Genomic DNA, 18,016 nt, shown 5'->3' with positions numbered 1-18,016 from the left:
GAGTAATGGCGGGGCGGTGGATATGCAACGTGACGGCGTGCTGCCGCCACTGGCGGTGCTGGTTCTCGGTCTCGTGGCCGAACGGCCGATGCACCCGTACGAGATGTTCCAGACGACCATCGAACGACGGGAAGACCGTCTGGCGAAATTCCGGCCGGGCACGCTGTACCACACGGTCGATCGGTTGACCGCTAAAGGCCTCATCGAGGTCCACGAGGTGCAGCGAGAGGGTAACCGCCCGGAACGAACCGTCTATGCCATCACCGACGAGGGCCGACGCGTCCTCGACGAGAGCCTCGAACGGATACTCGCCCGGAATCCGGTCGAGTATCCGGAGCTCTACCTGGCGCTGTCCGAGGCGCACGGGCTGCCGCGGCAACGAGTGATCGACTTGCTCGGCGAACGTCTCGCCGCGATGCGCGCCGAGGTCGAGCTCCTCGACAGCGGTGTCCGCGACGCCTGCGAGCACAAGACCGCCGAGATGTTCTACCTCGACATCGGTTGTCGCATCGCTACATTGCGCGCCCAGATCACCTGGCTCGACGATCTCGTCGAGCGTCTGCAGAACTTCACCATCGAATGGCTCGACGACCCCGACTCTCCCTATCTGGCCGTTTCCTCGGTCCCGGGCATCCCTCATCAGAAAGCGAACGACGTATGACCACTACCCCGACTCCGGCCGCGCAGGTGACGTCGCGGCCCTGGGCCGCGTTGCTGGCGCTGTGTGTCGGCTTCTTCATGATCCTGGTCGACATGACCATCGTGGCCGTCGCCCAGCCACAGATCCAGACCGCCCTCGACACCGACGTCAACGGGATCGTCTGGGTGTCCAGCGCCTATCTGCTCACCTATGCCGTCCCGCTGCTCATCACCGGACGGCTCGGTGACAAATTCGGGCCCAAGAGGGTGTATCAGCTCGGCCTGCTCGTGTTCACCATCGCCAGCGTCTGGTGCGGGCTCTCCGGGTCGATCGGCGAATTGATCGCCGCCCGCGCCCTGCAGGGTGTCGGCGCGGCGCTGATCACGCCTCAGACGATGGCGTTGATCACCCGCATCTTCCCGCCCGAGAAGCGTGGTGCGGCCATGGGTGTCTGGGGCACCGTGGCCGGCGTCGCGACACTCGTCGGCCCGCTGCTCGGTGGTGTGCTGACCGACAGCCTCGGCTGGGAATGGATCTTCTTCGTCAATCTGCCGGTCGGTGTCGTCGGCCTCATCCTCGCCTACATCTTGGTGCCCGACGTCGAGACCCACGATCATCAATTCGACTGGATCGGGGTCGCATTGTCGGCGGTCGGCATGTTCGCGTTGGTGTTCGGCATCCAGGACGGTGAGAAGTACAACTGGAACGGGTGGATCTGGGCCCTGATCGTCGGCGGCGTCGCCTTCATGGGCCTGTTCGTCTACTGGCAGTCGCGCATCAAGGGCGAGCCGCTGGTGCCGCTCTCACTGTTCCGTGACCGCAACTTCTCGTTGTCCAACATCGGTATCGCCAGCATGGGTTTCGCCATCTCGGGGCTGATGATCCCGACCATGTTCTTCCTGCAGCTCGTCGGCGGGATGTCGCCGACCCGGTCGGCGGTGATGATGGTGCCGATGGCGGTGCTGACCGGATTCCTCGCGCCGATCGTCGGCCGCATCCTCGATCGCGTGCACCCTCGGATGATCATCGCGTCGGCGTTGCTGCTCAATGCCGTCGCCGTGGGCTGGCTCGGCATGATCGCGCGTCCGGCCACCCCCGTGTGGCAGCTGATCATCCCGATGTGCCTCATGGGGATCGCGTCGGCGGGCATCTGGGCGCCGCTGGCGGCCACGGCGACCCGGAATCTGCCCTGGCACCAGGCGGGTGCCGGTGCCGGTGTCTACAACACCACCCGGATGATCGGGTCGGTGCTCGGTGCCGCGGCCGTCGGTGCGCTCATGCAGACGCGGCTGGCGGCGCTGTTGCCGGGTGTCGACACCGAACATCACGGGACGGCCGGCCAGCTACCCGAAGCGATCCGGGACGGGTTCGCCACGGCGATGGGCCAGTCGCTCTACCTCCCGGCGGCGGTGTTGCTGATCGGCGTCGCGGCGGCGATGTTCTTCACCATGCCCAAGACCCCGGGGGCACCCGCCGTCCCGAGCGCGCGTTCGGCGCAGCCCGGCGACAGTGCCGCCACCGGTCAGGTGTCCTCCGCCTGACCACGGTTCTCGGTTCAGCGACGTCGGCGGCACCGGACACGGTGCCGCCGACGTCGTCGGCGGGGCGGCTTCGCCTCCCACAGTCTGTCGGCCGACACTCGTAGGATGCGGCACGAGACCAGGAGGTGACAGATGACCGTGCCGTTGTTCGACCTTCCCGGGTGTGACACACCTGTGGACGGAGCAGAACGCGCCCCGGCGCGTGAGGTCACGTTCCTGCACACCGCCGACTGGCAGCTGGGGATGTCGCGTCACTATCTGGACTCGGCGGCCGCACACGCATATACCGCTGCCCGACTCGAAGCCGTCGACCGCATCGGTGAGCTGGCGGGCGAGGTCGGCGCGGAGTTCGTGGTGGTGTGTGGTGATGTGTTCGAGGACCACCGGGTGTCGTCGAAGATCATCCGACGGACCCTCGACAGCCTGGCGCGCTTCGCGATGCCGGTCTTTCTGTTGCCCGGCAACCACGATCCGTACGACCCCTCCGGGATCTATCGATCCGCGACATTCGGACGAGCCTGTCCGTCGAACGTCACCGTGCTGTCGCGAACCGGTGTGCACCGGGTCCGCGAGGGGGTCGAGCTGATCGCCGCTCCCTGGTCACACAAACATCCCGGCCGAGACCTCGTCGGCCGGCAGGTGGCCGGACTCGCCACCGGCGACAGCATCCGAATAGTGGTGGGACACGGCGGAACCGATGCGCTGAGTCCTGGTTCGGATCCCGCGCTGATCGAGATGGCCGGGCTGGAGAACGCGCTTGTCGCCGGCACCATCGACTATGTGGCACTGGGTGATCGGCACTCCGTCACGTCGGTCGGTACGACCGGGCGCGTCTGGTATCCCGGCGCGCACGAGGTCACCAACTTCGATCACATCGAACAACGCCCGGGTCATGTCCTCGAGGTCTCGCTGAGTCGGGGCGGCGGTGGCCGGCGGATCGATGTCACCGAACACCGGGTGGGCCAGTGGTCGTTTCGCAGCATCACTCGCGACATCGGATCGTCGGCCGACATCGAAGCGCTGCGCGACGAGTTGGACGCGATCGAGGACAAGCCCCGGGTGGTCGTCCAGCTCGGCCTCGTCGGCTCCGTCTCGGTCACCGACGCGGCTGCGTTGGAGGAGCTGATCGACGAGTCCGCGGACCGGTTCGCGGCGATCACCCGTTGGGATCGCACCGACGATCTGATGATCGTCGCCGACGAAGCCGACATCGCCGACCTCGGCGTGGTCGGGTACGCACGCACGGCCGCCGAACACCTCTTGGAGCTCAGTGCTTCCGATGACCCGACGCAGGCCGGCGTCGCGAGCGACGCCCTGGGACTGCTGCGCCGACTCTCCGGGAACCGCCGATGAGACTTCACCGGATGCGGCTGCGGAACTTTCGTGGCATCACCGACCGCGAGGTGCATTTCGCCGATCGCGGCGTCACGATCGTCGAAGGTGCCAACGAGGCCGGCAAGTCGTCCATGATCGAGGCACTGGGTCTGTTGCTGGACACCCGGGCGGACAGCAAGTCGGCGAAGGTCCGCGACGTCATGCCATCGGGGCAGGATGTGGGCTCCGAGGTCGAAGTGGAGATGACCTGTGGCCCTTGGCATTTCACCTATGTCAAGCGCTTCAACCGTCAGGTGGCGACGACCCTGACCATAGCCGCGCCGCGCCCGGAGCAATTGTCCGGGCGCGATGCCCACGAGCGCGTCGTCGAGATTCTCGGCTCGCATGCGGATCTTGCGCTGTTTCGGGCGCTGCAACTGTTGCAGTCCGGTGATCCGGCGCTGGCATCAGTGGCCGAGAGTGCCGCTCTCGCACGTGCTCTCGACCGCGCGGCCGACAGTGAGGGGCGGGATCGGGAGGGCCAGGAGTCGGACGGGCAGGGCAGCGATGCCGCGCTCGTCGACGACGTGACCGCCGAATACCGGCGCTACCGCACCCTCGGGCAGGGACGTCCGACCGGGGAACTGGCGCAGGCAATCCAGGCTGCCGAGGAGGCGTCTCGGCGTCACGACCAGTTGACGCGGGCGCGCGATGCGGTCGAGGCCGATGCCCAGCATCTCGGCGAACTCGACTCCCGCCGTAAGGAACTGGATCGCACCCGGGAGTTGCGCGAGGTCGAGCGCGACGAACTGGCGGTGAGGTGGCAGAAGGTCGAGAAACTCCAGGGGGAACTCGGCGCAGCGGAAGCCGAGGTCCGACACCTGCTCACCGCGTCGCAATTGGCTCGTCGTGACGTCATCGAACGCGAACGCCTCGGCGCCGAGATCACCTCCCTGACCGAGCAGGCGCGGGGTCTGGCCGACGACATCGAGGGCCACGCCGCGCGGGCGGCGAGTGCGGCACAGGATGCGTCCGATCTCGACGCAGAGTTGTCGGGTGCCCGGGAACGATGGGCGCAGGTCCGCGCCGAGCTGGCGGCGTCGGAGGCCGCGCGACGGATCCTCCGGACTCGGCGCGAACTCCGTGACCTCGACGAGCGCCTCGGACACCTGGCCGACATCGTATCGGAGCGAGACGCGCTGCAGAATGCGTTGGACGCCAACACTGTCGATCGCGCCGCCGTCGAGGCGGCGGCCGGGCTGGGCAGGCGTCACACGGTGGCACGGGCACGCGTGGAGGCCGCAGCCGCCAGGTTCACCGTCGAGCCGACGGGTTCGGCGCCGGTACGGGTGGACGGTGTCAGGATCGACGCCGAGTCAGATCACGTCGCGGTGGACGACGCGGTCATCGAAGTCGACGGAATCGTTAGGGTCACGGTGCGACGCAGTGCCGGTACTGAGCAACCGATCCGCGAGCTGTCCCGGATCGAGGCCGAGATCGCCGACTTCTGTGACCGCCACCGTCTGGAATCACTAAATGATTACATCGGTCGTGCGCAGGAGCGGGTCGAGCTGACGCACAGGCTGGCGTCCCTCCGGCAGCGTTTGGCCGATCTGACCCAGGGGCGCGATCTCGCGGAGCTCAGTGCGCGCAGGACCGAACTCCGCCGGATCATCGAGTCCGCCGATCCGGTCGCCGGCGACGACGGCGTCGTCCGTGACGTCGAGTCACTGGCATCGACGGAACGCGAGGTCGGCGAGCTGGTCATGGCGGCCGAACGGGCCGTGGCACAGAAGCGTTCGGTGGAAGCCGACGCAGGCACCCGCGCATCGATGGCTCGTCAGGAACACGCACGCATCGACGCCCGGCTGACCGAGCTGGGCGGCAGGCGCGAGCAACTGGACGACGAGTGCAGCCTCGATGAGGCGAGACGCGTCGTCGACGCTGCCGAGCAGCGACTCGCGCAGGCCCGCGAACGGGTGGCGCGCCTCGACACCGAACTGGCTCGCCTCGACGTCGCGGAGATCGAGATGAGGCGTGCGCGGGTGGCTGCCGACCTCGCGGCCATCGCCCGTGAGCACGCCGATGCGGAACGGTCGGCCACCGAGTTGCGCACCAGGGTGGAGCTCTACCGGGAGGAGTCCCGTCTCGACGATCTGCACGACGCGGCAACGCAACTCGACGCGGCCACCGCCGCCCTGGCGCGGGTGACCCGACGCGCGGACGCGGCGGAGCTGCTCTACCGGACACTGATCGACGCGCGTCAGGATGCGCGCACCAGATACGCCGACCCGTACGCGCGCCGACTGGAGGAGCTCGGCTCGCACGTGTTCGGTGACGACGTCCGGTTCGATGTCGACGACAGCCTCGAGGTCGTATCCCGGACGCTCGGCGGGATCACCGTACAGCGAGACGCACTGTCCGGAGGCGCCCGCGAGCAGCTGGGACTGCTCACCCGGCTCGCCTGTGCCACGTTGGTCGACGAGGACGACGGAGTGCCGGTGCTCGTCGACGACGCGCTCGGCTACAGCGATCCGCAACGGCTGACGGCCATGGGTGGCGTGCTCGCCGCGGCCGGTGAGGACGCACAGGTGATCGTGCTGACCTGCAGTCCCGACCGCTACCGGGGAGTCGATGGCGCGACCGTCGTGGCCGTGTGAGGAGCCCGGATCGGTTTCCGGGCGGGTCGGTTTTGGGTGCACCGCCGCCCTGCGCTACGCTAACCCTCGCCCGTTGAGCCCCCGTAGCTCAGGGGATAGAGCGTCTGCCTCCGGAGCAGAAGGCCGCAGGTTCGAATCCTGCCGGGGGCACCGTGTCATCCTTGCCGGCCTCCGGCCGGTGTGCGCCTACTGTGTGGGAAACAGATTCATGCAGGCGCACCGTGACATCCTTGCCGGCCTCCGGCCGGTGTGCGCCTACTGTGTGGGAAACAGATTCATGCAGGCGCACCGTGGACATCCTTGCCGGCCACCGTGAACACTTCTGTCCGCGATCAGCTGAGTACTCGCTTCGACGAATCGGGCGTGCGGAAACCGCCGGCGGGTTAGCGTGAGCCGATGTGCCGCTGGCTCGCCTACGCCGGCTCGCCGATCCTGCTCGAGGATCTGCTGACCCGGCCATCGCATTCGCTCGTCGACCAGAGCTTCGAGGCACGGCAACTGTATCTGCCGGGCTCACCGATGACGACGATGTTCCGCAATCATGCGTGGCCGACGAACGGAGACGGCTTCGGTGTCGGCTGGTATGGCGAGCGAGACTTCCCCGGGCAGTATCGCGACGAGCGGCCCGCGTGGAGTGACCACAACCTGCAGCGCCTTGCCGAACAGATCAGGTCGCCCATGTTCCTCGCCCATGTGCGGGCGGCGTCGATCGGCGGCACGGTCGATCGGGCCAACTGTCATCCGTTCACGCACGGGCGCTGGTTGTTTCAGTACAACGGTGAGATGGGCGGATTCACCCGGATCAAACGGGCCCTCACGATGGACGTGGCACCCGCCCTCTATCCGCACATCGAGGGCAATGCCGATACCGAACTGTTCTTCTTCCTGGCCCTGACCTACGGGCTCGACCGTGACCCGCTCGGGGCCCTGGCGAGAACGGTTGGGCGCGTGGAGGAAGCGCGTGCGGACAGCGGCGTCGACGACCCGTTCGTCGCAACGATGTGCGCGGCTGACGGTGAAACGGTTCACGCGGTCCGGTACTCGAGCAACCGGAACTCACGTACGCTCTACCACTCGAACGGTCCGATGCGGCTGGGTGCCGCCGACGGTGGACACATCGACCTGCCGAATGACGGCCGTATCCTGGTTTCCGAGCCGCTCGAACTCGAATACCGGCGGACCAACTGGGTCGAGGTCCCGGAATCCTCGAGTGTGACACTGCGGGCGGGAGAAGAACCGGTCATCGCCGCCTTTGCGTCGGCACGAAGCTGAGGGCTTGCGCCGTCTCGACACGCGATGTTGGCCGTAATCGGTGCACCGACTCCTGACCAGGCCGCAGGATGTAGGGGTGAATTCAGATGCGGTAGTGGTAACGGACGGGGCCGGTCCACTCGGCTTCCTGTCGGCGACTGTGGAGAAACAGTGTTGGGGCTTCATGATCGGGTCGGCGTTGTTCGCGTTGGGTTCGGCGCCGGGATTCGCCGATTGGGCAGGCCCATCGGTGGCGAACCTGAGTTTTTTCGTCGGTGCCTGGTTCTTCACCGGGGCCGCGCTCATCCAACTCGTGCTCAGCGGCGACGTCACTGTGCCCAACGGATCGGGAAGGCCGCATTTTCGCGCTGAGTGGCTCTCCGCGGCAACCCAATTCGGTGGGACGCTGCTGTTCAACGTGAGCACCGCCGCGGCCCTGCATGCGGCTACCGTCACCGCAGAACGGCGGCGCGTCTGGACGCCGGATGCGGCCGGGTCGGTCGCGTTCCTGGTCAGTGGCATACTCGCCGTGATCGTGATCGCCCACACCGTACGACTCTGGGCCCCGGGCAATCGTTCCTGGTGGGCGACGCAGATCAACCTGCTCGGCTGCATCGCCTTCGGTGTCTCCGCTGTCGGCGCGTACGTCGATTCCGCGGGCGCCACCCTCAGCGCCACGGTCGCCGACGCCGGCACCTTCATCGGGGCGATCTGCTTTCTGCTGGCATCCGCGCTGATGCTGCCTCGATGGGACCGCACCTGAGCCGGGCGCACATCGATTCTCCGGGGCGCAGATTGTCGGTTGGCATAGAGTCGGACCATGACGTTCCAGGGTTTTCCCGAGGCGGCCCTCGACTTCTACGACGACCTCGAGATGGACAACACCAAGACGTTCTGGGAAGCACACAAGGAGGTCTATCGGACCGCTGTCGCCGGCCCGATGACCGACCTCACCGAAGCGCTCGCCGACGAGTTCGGGCCCGCAAAGATCTTCCGGCCCTATCGTGACGTCCGCTTCGCCAAGGACAAGACGCCCTACAAAACCCACCAGGGCGCCTACGTCAGCGTCGGCCCGGCAACCGGCTACTACGTGCAGATCGGCGCTCCCGGGGTGCGGGTCGGTGCCGGTTTCTATGACGCGTCGACCGAGCGGCTGGCCACGCTGCGCGTAGCGATCGACAACGACCTACACGGTCGCGAACTCGAACGACTCCTCGACGAGCTGGAGGCCGGAGGATGGGAGGTCGGTGGTGACACGCTCAAGACCGCGCCGCGTGGCTGGCCCGCCGACCATCCGCGGATCGGGTTGTTGCGGCACAAATCGCTCACCATCGGTCGTGACTACGGCTTCGACAAGGTGATCCACAGCCCCGACCTCGTGACGCGGGTTCGCGAGGATTGGCGCGAGGCACGTCCGCTGGTGGAGTGGATCTCCCGCCACTGAGGATGATCAGTCCGCGACAAATCCGTCGAGGTATACCCACCGCCCGTCGCGCCGTTCGAACCGGCTGCGTTCGTGCAGCGCACCCCGCTTACCGCCGACCCGGTAGTGCGCGGTGAAGACCACCTCGCCGGTGTCGTCGAACAGTGTTCCACCGGAAGTGGATTCGACGTCGAGTCGATACCACGCCATGTCCTCGTCGAGGACCAGCGTGCGCGGACGGGTCCGGGGATGCCAGCTGTCGAGAATGTAGTCGCGGTCTCCCACAGCGAACGCGGTGAACCGGGAGCGCATGAGGGCCTCCGCGGTCGCGGCTGGTCGCAGTCCGGCGAGGAGCGGCCCGCAACACTCGTCGAAGGTCAAACCCGAGGTACACCGACACCGTTGGGCCCCGGAAGGGCCATTCGACGAATCGCTCATGCCGCGAGAATAGGACGACGCACGATCATCCGACGCATCAGTTCATCGGCAGAGGTTGCGCGTCCCGCTCGGCGAGCATCTGCTCTATGACGGTGATCTCTCTGTCCTGGTTCGTCCGCATCCCGGTTGCGAGTTCCCGCACGTAATCCTCGGCGACGTGCGCGGGGTCCGCGGCGGTGTCCATCATGGGCAGACCGCCCTCGTGGTGGCGCAGCATCAACTGGAGAAAGTAGATGTCGGCGTCGGAACCGCGCGCCGCGCGCAGTCGGTTCATCTCGCTGCTGGTGGCCATGCCCGGCATCGGCGGGGTCTGGCCATCGGCCGTCGCCTCCTGCGTCGAACCGGGCGGCGTCGAACCCGGCGGCGTCGAACCCGGCGGCGTCGAACCCGGCGGCGTCGAACCCGGCGGCGTCGAACCGGAGGGCATCGCACCGGGCGGCATCGGTACCGAGGCCGACGGCATCGGCATGTCGTGGTCGGCGTGTTCGCCCGGGGGCTGCGACTGCGAGGTCGTCATGCCGCCTGCCATCTCACCGCCCGCCATGCCGTGGCCCATCCATTGCATCGGTGGATTCGGGTTGATCAACGGATAACCCCACCGCGTCAACCACGACTGCATCTGGCCGATCTCGTTGCTCTGTGCGGTCAGGATGTCGAAGGCCATACTGCGGACCTGAGGATCGGTCCCGTTCTCCAGTTCGATGGTGGCCATCTCGACGCCCTGCTCATGATGACGGATCATGTCCTGCGCGAAGCCGACTGCAACCGAATCCGGCGCGGGGGAGTCCTCGGCCGCGGTGTCATCGCTGTGCAGCATTCCCGAGATGAGCAACCCCAGACCGACACCGATCAACAATGCGGCGACAGTGCCGAGCGCGGTGAGCAGGGTTCTCCGGGAGTTCGTGCCCGCCGAAGTCGCGCCCGGGGCAGCGGAGGGGGGAGCAGACGCCGGAACATCGGACCCATCGTGTGGCTGGTCGGTCACTCGTGCTCTCCTCAGCCGGCCGGTGTCGGCGCACCCGCGCCCATGTTCTCGTCGGACCCGTCGGTCGCGCCGGCGCCGTCCATCGGCACCGCGTCGGGACCCGGCGCACCTTCATCGGCGGGCGGCGGGTTATTGGGGTCGAACGCGCCCGGCACCGCGGCGCATGCCGCCTGGGTTTCCGGGAAGGCCGCCTCCTGCGGGTTCTCCGGATAGACGCCCGGCGTGGTGTTGCGACGTAGTGCGGTGATGAACTCGTCGATGCGTGGATCACCCGCCGAGTCCAGCTTCAGCTGATGACCCCAGCTCTGCAACGAGATCGGATGATCGAGGCCCGGATACGGCGACAGGAACAAGAACTGCTCGCCGATCACCTTCTTCTTCAGCTCGTCGAGGTCGTCGCTGCTGATCGTGTCCGGGTTGTAGGTGATCCAGACGGCACCGTGCTCGAGGGCGTGCACGGCGTTCTCCGAGCGCAGCGGGTTCGGGTACACGATGCCGGTGCAGGTCGCCCACACCTCGTCGTGCGGGCCTCCGAACGGTGGTGATTGGTCATAGGCAACCCGCTGATCTGCCCTGACGTGTTGGGCGGCGCGGTAGTAGATCTTGGTGACACCCTGGATGCGGGTCGACGGATCCGGATCCGCAGTCGAGGGCACGTAGCCCTCGACGGTCTGGGGCTTGAGCTCCTCGGCCTCCTGCCGGTCGATGAACTTCGGCAACAGATACCAGACGAGTGCGCCGATCAGCGCGATCACCACCACGATTGCGCCGACGACGGCCCAGTCGATCTGCCGGCCGATCGTCGCGTCCGGACGCTTGCTGGACTTGGGTACGTTCGCCCCCGGTTTGCGCGCCATTTTTCTCTCTCGCCGTCTCTGCCGGTCACGAATCGCCCGCAGCGACGGCAAGTCTACTGATCGCCCGAGAGGCGTACTTTTGGTGCGACACGGCCCGGTGGGCGGAGGCGATTGTCTCCCGACGGACATGGGCCAATAGGATGGTGTCCCGTGACTCCCGCCGACCTCGCTGCGCTACTGCGTGCGGTGACTCTGACCGTAGTCCGTGACCACGGACTCGATGACTCCATGGTGCCCGAGAACGTCGTCGTCGAGCGTCCGCGCCATGCCGATCACGGCGACTATGCCACCAATATCGCGCTACGGCTCGGCAAGAAGCTCGGCGTTGCCCCGCGCGACCTCGCTGGATGGCTGGCCGACGCGTTCGCGGCCACCGACGGAATAGCGAAGGCCGAGGTCGCCGGACCCGGCTTCGTCAACGTGTGGCTGGCCACCGACGCCCAGAACTCGGTGGTCTCCACGGTCCTGGACACCGCGAACGACTACGGGCACGGCGACGATCTCGGCGGACGGACGATCAACCTGGAGTTCGTCTCGGCAAACCCGACGGGGCCGATCCACCTGGGGGGTACGCGCTGGGCCGCGGTCGGCGACGCTCTCGGCCGGGTGCTCGCCGCACGGGGTGGTGCGGTGACCCGCGAATACTACTTCAACGACCACGGGACGCAGATCGATCGCTTCGCCCTGTCGCTCGAGGCTGCGGCGAAGGGTGCACCCACCCCCGACGACGGTTACGCCGGCGCATACATCGGGGAGATCGCCGCCCAGGTCGTCGCGAAGGTGCCCGGAGTGCTCGACCAGCCTGACGACGAGCGGTTGGAGACCTTCCGCGCGATCGGTGTCGATCTGATGTTCGACCACATCAAGTCCAGCCTGCATGAATTCGGCACCGACTTCGACGTCTTCACCCACGAGAACAAGATGTTCACATCGGGCCTGGTGGACGAGTGCATCGCCGAACTCAAGGCCAATGGCAACCTGTACGAGAACGACGGGGCCTGGTGGCTGCGTACGACCGACTTCGGCGACGACAAGGACCGGGTCGTCATCAAGAGCGACGGCAATGCGGCCTACATCGCCGGTGACATCGCGTACTACCGGGACAAGCGCAACCGCGGCTTCGACCTCTGCATCTACATGCTCGGCGCCGACCACCACGGGTACATCACCCGGCTGAAGGCGGCTGCGGCGTCCCTCGGCGACGATCCGGCATCGGTCGAGGTCCTGATCGGCCAGATGGTCAACCTCGTGCGCGACGGCAAGCCGGTGCGGATGAGCAAACGGGCCGGAACGGTCATCACCCTCGACGACCTCGTGGACGCCGTCGGTGTCGACGCGGCCCGCTACGCACTGATCCGCTCGTCGGTGGACGTGAACATCGACATCGACCTCGATCTGCTGCGCCGACAATCCAACGACAACCCGGTCTACTACGTGCAGTACGCGCACGCACGGCTCTCTGCGCTGTCACGGAACGCGGTCGAACTCGGGCTCGAGCGGTCGACCGATCACCTCGATCTGCTCGACGATCCGGCCGAGGGGGAACTCATCCGGACCATCGGCGATTTCGACGAAGTGGTGGCCACGGCCGCGGAACTCCGCGAACCGCACCGTGTCTGCCGATATCTGGAAACACTGGCCGGTGCCTATCACCGGTTCTATGCCCGCTGCCGCGTGCTGCCCCAGGGCGACGAGCCGGCCTCCGACATCCACGCCGCCCGCCTCGCGCTGTGTGCGGCAACGCGCCAGGTGCTGGCCAACGGTCTCGACCTGGTCGGCGTGAGCGCTCCGGAGCGGATGTGAACGCCCATCCCGCCGGGCCCCGGCACGCCGAATTGCTGGCCGCGCCACATCTCGCGGAGCGACCGAACGATCCGGTCCAGCTGGCGCGCATCCCGGCAAATGTGTGGCCGCGCAACGCGGGTCGTGACGACTCCGGTGAGGTCCGCATCGCCGGCGTCGGCGTCGGCGAACTCGCCGAGACCTACGGCACACCGCTGTTCGTCGTCGACGAGGACGACTTCCGTTCGCGCTGCGCCGACATGGTCGCCGCGTTCGGACCCTATGGCCGGGTCCACTACGCGTCCAAAGCGTTTCTGAGCACAGAGGTCGCCCGGTGGGTGGAGCAGGAAGGGCTGTCCCTCGACGTCTGCACCGGCGGCGAGCTCGCCATCGCGTTGCGCGCCGGATTCCCTCCTGAGCGAATTGCTTTGCACGGCAACAACAAAAGTGTCGACGAGCTGGCCATGGCGCTCGATGCCGGTGTCGGACACATCGTGCTCGACTCGATGATCGAGATCGAGCGGCTTGATGCGCTCGCCGGTGAACGCGGTCTGGTGGCCGACGTATTGGTGCGGGTGACCGTGGGGGTGGAAGCACACACCCACGAATTCATAGCGACCGCCCATGAGGACCAGAAGTTCGGGTTCGCCCTTGCCGGTGGTGTCGCCATGGAGGCGGTGCGCCGAGTGTTCGCGACCGACAACCTGCGCCTCGTCGGCCTACACAGCCACATCGGATCGCAGATCTTCGACATGGACGGCTTCGAACTTGCCGCTCATCGCGTGCTCGGGCTCCTCAAGGACGTCGTCGCCGAGTTCGGCGTGGACAAGACCGCACAGATGTCGATCGTGGATCTCGGTGGTGGACTGGGGATCTCGTACCTCCCGGAGGACGACCCGCTGCCCGTCGGCGACGTCGCGGGAACTCTCGCCGACATCGTGCGCCGCGAGTCGGCTGCGGTGGGGTTGCCGATGCCCACCATCGCGGTTGAGCCCGGACGCGCCATCGCGGGCCCGGGGACCGTGACGCTGTACCGCGTGGGGACCGTCAAGGATGTGACCGTCGGCAAGAACGCGATCCGTCGTTACGTGTCGGTCGACGGAGGTATGAGTGACAACATCCGGACCGTGCTCTATCAGGCCGAGTACGACATCCGCCTGGTGTCGAGGGTCTCGGATGCGCCGGCCGTGGTGAGTCGGGTCGTCGGAAAGCATTGTGAGAGCGGTGACATCGTCATCAAGGACTGCTGGTTGCCGGGCGACCTGGCGCCGGGTGACCTGGTCGCCGTCGCGGCCACCGGCGCGTACTGCTATTCGATGTCGAGCCGCTACAACATGGCGATGCGTCCCGCGGTGGCGGCTGTGCGGGACTCCTCGGCGCGCCTGATGCTGCGTCGTGAGACGATCGAGGACTTCCTCACCCTGGAGGTGACCGAATGAGCGAAAACCGAAACCGCACGATCGGCGTGGCCGTGCTCGGCATGGGCAACGTCGGTGCCGAGGTGGTACGCATCATCGAGGAGAACGCCGATGATCTGCGTTCGCGGGTGGGTGCACCCGTCGAGTTGCGTGGTGTTGCGGTACGTGACCTGGGCAAACCCCGCAAGGTGGCACAGGAGCTGCTGACCGATGATCCCGCGCGGCTGGTCGCCCGCGACGACGTCGACATCGTCGTCGAACTCATGGGCGGCATCGATCCGGCGCGCGCACTGATCCGCGCTGCTCTGGAGAGTGGGAAGTCGGTCGTCACTGCCAACAAGGCGCTGCTGGCCGAATACACCGGCGAGCTGGCGACCGCGGCGGCCGATGCCAAGGTTGACCTGTATTTCGAGGCCGCCGTGGCCGGCGCGATCCCGGTGGTGCGCCCGCTGATGCAGTCGCTCGCCGGCGACACGGTCGAGACGGTTGCCGGAATCGTCAACGGCACAACCAACTTCATCCTGTCGGCGATGGCCGAGACCGGGGCGGACTACGCCGACACGCTGGCCGAGGCGGGTCGCCTCGGGTATGCGGAGGCCGACCCGACGGCCGACGTCGAGGGCTACGACGCCGCCTCCAAGGCGGCGATCCTGGCGTCCATCGCCTTTCACACCCGCGTCACCGCGGCCGACGTGCACCGTGAGGGCATCTCGTCGGTCACCGCGGACGATCTCGTGGCGGCCAAGAAGTTCGACTGCACGATCAAGCTGCTGTCCATCTGCGAGCGCGTGCACGACGCCGATGGACGCCAACGCATCTCGGCGCGTGTCTATCCCGCTCTCATTCCGCTCAGCCATCCGTTGGCCACCGTCAACGGAGCATTCAACGCCGTGGTCGTGGAGGCGGAGAACGCGGGTCGGCTGATGTTCTACGGTCAGGGAGCCGGAGGTTCGCCGACGGCGTCCGCGGTGTTGGGAGACATGGTGATGGCGGCGCGCAACAAGGTGCACGGCGGTCGTGGGCCGCTCGAGTCGACCTACGCCTCGTTGCCGATCGCCCCCATGGACGACGTCCCGACGCGCTACTACGTGTCGATGAAGGTGGCCGACCGTGCCGGTGTCCTCGCCCAGGTGGCGGGAGAATTCTCGAAGCGGTCGGTGTCCATCGCCGCGGTCCGGCAGGAGGGTGCCGGCGACGATGCCCGACTGATCGTGGTCACCCACCGGGCCCCCGACCGCGCGCAATCGGAATGCGTTGCGGCACTGGAAGACATGGATGCCGTCCTCAAGGTGTCGAGCGTCCTGCGATTGGAAGGAACCGATGACTGACGCCACCCCGGTGCACCAGCGCTGGCCCGGCCTGATCGAGGCCTATCGTGACCGACTGCCGGTCGGTGACGACTGGCAGGTGGTCACCCTACTCGAGGGTGGGACCCCGCTCATCGCGGCGCCGCACCTGTCGGAGCTCACCGACTGCGAGGTGTACCTCAAGGTGGAAGGCCTCAACCCGACAGGGTCGTTCAAGGACCGCGGGATGACGATGGCGGTCAGCACCGCGGTCAACAACGGCAAGACCGCCGTTCTGTGCGCCTCCACCGGCAACACGTCGGCCTCGGCTGCCGCGTATGCCACTCGCGCCGGGATCACCTGCGCCGTGCTCATCCCCGAGGGCAAGATCGCGATGGGCAAACTGGCCCAGGCGGTCATGCACGGCGCCAAGATCATCCAGGTGCAGGGCAATTTCGACGACTGCCTGGAACTCGCGCGCAAGGCGACCGCCGAGTTCACCGAGATCGAACTGGTGAACTCGGTGAACCCGTCGCGGATCGAGGGCCAGAAGACGGCCGCCTTCGAGATCGTCGATGTCCTCGGCCGGGCTCCTGACGTCCATGCGCTCCCGGTGGGCAACGCGGGCAACATCACCGCGTACTGGAAGGGGTACACCGAGTACCGGCGTGACGGCGTCTCCTCATCGGTGCCCCGGATGCTCGGCGTGCAGGCCGCCGGTGCTGCGCCGCTGGTCAACGGAGCACCCGTGAAGAATCCCGAGACAATCGCGACCGCGATCAGGATCGGGTCACCGGCGAGCTGGAACCAGGCGGTGGCGGCCAAGGAGGAGTCGGGCGGACAGTTCCGGGCCGCGACCGACGAGAAGCTCCTCGAGGCCTACCGTCTCGTCGCCGGCCGTGAGGGCGTCTTCGTCGAGCCCGCGTCTGCGGCCAGCGTCGCGGGGCTGCTCGCCGCCCGCGCCGACGGCTGGATCGCCGCCGGATCGACCGTGGTGTGCACGGTGACCGGAAACGGCCTGAAGGACCCCGACACCGCGTTGTCCGGGATGCCCGAAGTCGAGGCCATCCCGGTGGACCCGGTTGCGGTGGCCGATGCCCTCGGTGTCCGCTGAGTCCATGGGTGGCACCACCGCGATGACCGACGACACTGCCGTGACCGACCCGAAGGTGCTGCTACCCGGGGGTATCTCGGTGCGAGTTCGCGTTCCGGCGTCGAGTGCGAACCTCGGTCCCGGTTTCGACTGTCTCGGTGTCGCATTGGGTATCTACGACGAATTGATCGTCGAGACCACCACGGCGGGTGGCGTCGAGGTGGAGGTCGACGGTGAGGGTGCCGCCGACGTGCCGCGCGACGAGCGACACCTCGTCGCCCGCGCGATCGCGCGCGGTCTGGCTCAGTCGGGTGTCGCCGCGCCCGGCCTGAAGCTGCGGTGCGTCAACGCCATTCCGCACTCTCGCGGGCTCGGTTCCTCGGCCGCGGCCGCGGTGTCGGGTCTCGCAGCGGCGTCGGGGCTGTTGGTGGAGGCGGGAGTCCGGCCGGCGTTGCGTCCCGACGAACTCGTCCAGCTGTCGTCGGAGTTCGAGGGACACCCGGACAACGCCGCGGCGAGTGTGCTCGGGTCCGCGGTGGTGACCTGGATCGAGAACACTGACCCGGCCGCCGGCGGACCGGAAGGCCAGGACGGGAATCGACACCACGCCCGCAGGCTCGTGGTGCATCCCGACATCACCGCAACGGTCTTCGTGCCCGACACCGAGTCGTCCACGTCGGTCACCCGCGGTCTGCTGCCCGAGGTCGTCCCACGCGCGGACGCGGTGTTCAACGTCAGTCGCGCCGCACTCGCCGTCGTCGCGCTGACCTCCGACCCCACGGCGTTGTTCGCCGCCACCGCCGACCGGCTCCACCAGGACTATCGGTCGGAGGCGATGCCGGCGACCGCGGAACTCGTGGCGGCGCTGCGCCGGCGGGGACACGCTGCGACGGTGTCCGGTGCGGGTCCCACCGTCCTGGTCCTGTCTGTCGGCCCCGTACCGCCCGACGCGCGCGAGGTGGCGACCGCACTGGGGTTCGTGCCGGCGACGGTTGCGATCGCCGGCGGGGTCGAGGTCACTCACGGGCGCGCCTGAGTCGCCTGGTCGGGAGGGTGAGACACTCGCGTAGCGCATCGGTGCGACGGTCCGGCACTCCGAATGGTGTTCGACGCGTGTTGCCCGTATCATCCGAACGCGTTACCATGTACTGGTCTAGCCGCGCAGGCTTGTCTTGCCGTGCTCCTCTCCGATCAACGATCCCGGCTTCTGGCCCGGTGCCAGATGCACGATCTGCTGTCCGGGGATGCTCAGCACTACCAGCGGACACACCGCCGCGGACCACATTTCTTCTGACCGTCTTCTGAGGAGAATCCCAGAGACAACTCCG

Annotated in this window: 15 protein-coding genes and 1 tRNA gene; 13 read left to right on the top strand and 3 right to left on the bottom strand. The window is 67.3% G+C overall.

Going from position 1 to position 18,016, the window contains the following annotated elements:
- Nucleotides 1-22: 22 nt before the first annotated feature.
- The 8 genes from AC4AMJ_RS14380 to AC4AMJ_RS14345 all read left to right on the top strand — a co-directional run bounded on the left by AC4AMJ_RS14380 (nucleotide 23) and on the right by AC4AMJ_RS14345 (nucleotide 8,850).
- Nucleotides 23-661 carry a PadR family transcriptional regulator gene (locus tag AC4AMJ_RS14380; protein WP_489918432.1) on the top strand — a complete coding sequence of 213 codons (639 nt, stop codon included), beginning with the start codon at nucleotides 23-25 and terminating at the stop codon, nucleotides 659-661.
- Nucleotides 658-2,181, top strand: coding sequence for an MFS transporter (locus AC4AMJ_RS14375; protein ID WP_489912925.1), 1,524 nt, complete (start codon nucleotides 658-660; stop codon nucleotides 2,179-2,181). Before AC4AMJ_RS14380 ends, AC4AMJ_RS14375 begins: the two co-directional genes overlap by 4 nt.
- 132 nt (nucleotides 2,182-2,313) lie before the next feature.
- The gene (locus AC4AMJ_RS14370) at nucleotides 2,314-3,534 is read left to right on the top strand and encodes a metallophosphoesterase family protein (RefSeq protein ID WP_489912923.1); all 1,221 of its coding nucleotides are present in this window, start codon (nucleotides 2,314-2,316) and stop codon (nucleotides 3,532-3,534) included.
- An 11-nt stretch (nucleotides 3,535-3,545) separates the two neighbouring features.
- Nucleotides 3,546-6,155, top strand: a complete 2,610-nt coding sequence (locus AC4AMJ_RS14365) for an AAA family ATPase (protein ID WP_489918349.1) — start codon at nucleotides 3,546-3,548, stop codon at nucleotides 6,153-6,155.
- A 77-nt stretch (nucleotides 6,156-6,232) separates the two neighbouring features.
- Nucleotides 6,233-6,305, top strand: a tRNA-Arg gene (locus tag AC4AMJ_RS14360).
- Between the two features lie 246 nt (nucleotides 6,306-6,551).
- Nucleotides 6,552-7,427, top strand: a complete 876-nt coding sequence (locus AC4AMJ_RS14355; RefSeq protein WP_489918348.1) for a class II glutamine amidotransferase — start codon at nucleotides 6,552-6,554, stop codon at nucleotides 7,425-7,427.
- A 163-nt stretch (nucleotides 7,428-7,590) separates the two neighbouring features.
- Nucleotides 7,591-8,169 carry a hypothetical protein gene (locus AC4AMJ_RS14350; RefSeq protein ID WP_489900818.1) on the top strand — a complete coding sequence of 193 codons (579 nt, stop codon included), beginning with the start codon at nucleotides 7,591-7,593 and terminating at the stop codon, nucleotides 8,167-8,169.
- A gap of 57 nt (nucleotides 8,170-8,226) precedes the next feature.
- Complete coding sequence (locus AC4AMJ_RS14345) at nucleotides 8,227-8,850, top strand: DUF2461 domain-containing protein (protein WP_489900514.1); 624 nt, start codon at nucleotides 8,227-8,229, stop codon at nucleotides 8,848-8,850.
- 6 nt (nucleotides 8,851-8,856) lie between these two features.
- Here the strand turns inward: AC4AMJ_RS14345 and AC4AMJ_RS14340 are convergent, their stop codons facing one another.
- Genes AC4AMJ_RS14340 through AC4AMJ_RS14330 form a run of 3 tightly spaced genes read right to left on the bottom strand, consistent with a single transcriptional unit; the run spans nucleotide 8,857 to nucleotide 11,109 of the window.
- Nucleotides 8,857-9,267: a YchJ family protein gene (locus AC4AMJ_RS14340; RefSeq protein WP_489900515.1), complete on the bottom strand. Its 411-nt coding sequence runs from the start codon at nucleotides 9,265-9,267 to the stop codon at nucleotides 8,857-8,859.
- A 37-nt stretch (nucleotides 9,268-9,304) separates the two neighbouring features.
- On the bottom strand, nucleotides 9,305-10,252 hold the full coding sequence (locus AC4AMJ_RS14335; protein WP_489900516.1) for a DUF305 domain-containing protein: 948 nt from the start codon (nucleotides 10,250-10,252) through the stop codon (nucleotides 9,305-9,307).
- 11 nt (nucleotides 10,253-10,263) lie between these two features.
- Nucleotides 10,264-11,109 (bottom strand): thioredoxin-like domain-containing protein, encoded by an 846-nt coding sequence (locus AC4AMJ_RS14330; RefSeq protein ID WP_489900517.1) that lies wholly within the window; start codon nucleotides 11,107-11,109, stop codon nucleotides 10,264-10,266.
- A gap of 150 nt (nucleotides 11,110-11,259) precedes the next feature.
- Between AC4AMJ_RS14330 and argS the strand changes: the two genes are divergently transcribed.
- The 5 genes from argS to thrB are packed head-to-tail and all read left to right on the top strand — an operon-like array spanning nucleotide 11,260 to nucleotide 17,724.
- Nucleotides 11,260-12,912: an arginine--tRNA ligase gene (gene argS, locus AC4AMJ_RS14325; protein ID WP_489900518.1), complete on the top strand. Its 1,653-nt coding sequence runs from the start codon at nucleotides 11,260-11,262 to the stop codon at nucleotides 12,910-12,912.
- Nucleotides 12,909-14,330: a diaminopimelate decarboxylase gene (lysA, locus tag AC4AMJ_RS14320; protein ID WP_489900519.1), complete on the top strand. Its 1,422-nt coding sequence runs from the start codon at nucleotides 12,909-12,911 to the stop codon at nucleotides 14,328-14,330. The genes argS and lysA overlap by 4 nt, the downstream gene beginning before the upstream one ends.
- The gene (locus tag AC4AMJ_RS14315) at nucleotides 14,327-15,637 is read left to right on the top strand and encodes a homoserine dehydrogenase (RefSeq protein ID WP_489900520.1); all 1,311 of its coding nucleotides are present in this window, start codon (nucleotides 14,327-14,329) and stop codon (nucleotides 15,635-15,637) included. The genes lysA and AC4AMJ_RS14315 overlap by 4 nt, the downstream gene beginning before the upstream one ends.
- The gene (gene thrC, locus AC4AMJ_RS14310) at nucleotides 15,630-16,709 is read left to right on the top strand and encodes a threonine synthase (protein WP_489900521.1); all 1,080 of its coding nucleotides are present in this window, start codon (nucleotides 15,630-15,632) and stop codon (nucleotides 16,707-16,709) included. Before AC4AMJ_RS14315 ends, thrC begins: the two co-directional genes overlap by 8 nt.
- Nucleotides 16,690-17,724, top strand: coding sequence for a homoserine kinase (gene thrB, locus AC4AMJ_RS14305; protein ID WP_489918347.1), 1,035 nt, complete (start codon nucleotides 16,690-16,692; stop codon nucleotides 17,722-17,724). Before thrC ends, thrB begins: the two co-directional genes overlap by 20 nt.
- Nucleotides 17,725-18,016: the final 292 nt, after the last annotated feature.

The organism is Gordonia sp. LMA484 (assembly GCF_058129505.1).
This window is presented reverse-complemented; position numbering and strand designations above follow the sequence as displayed.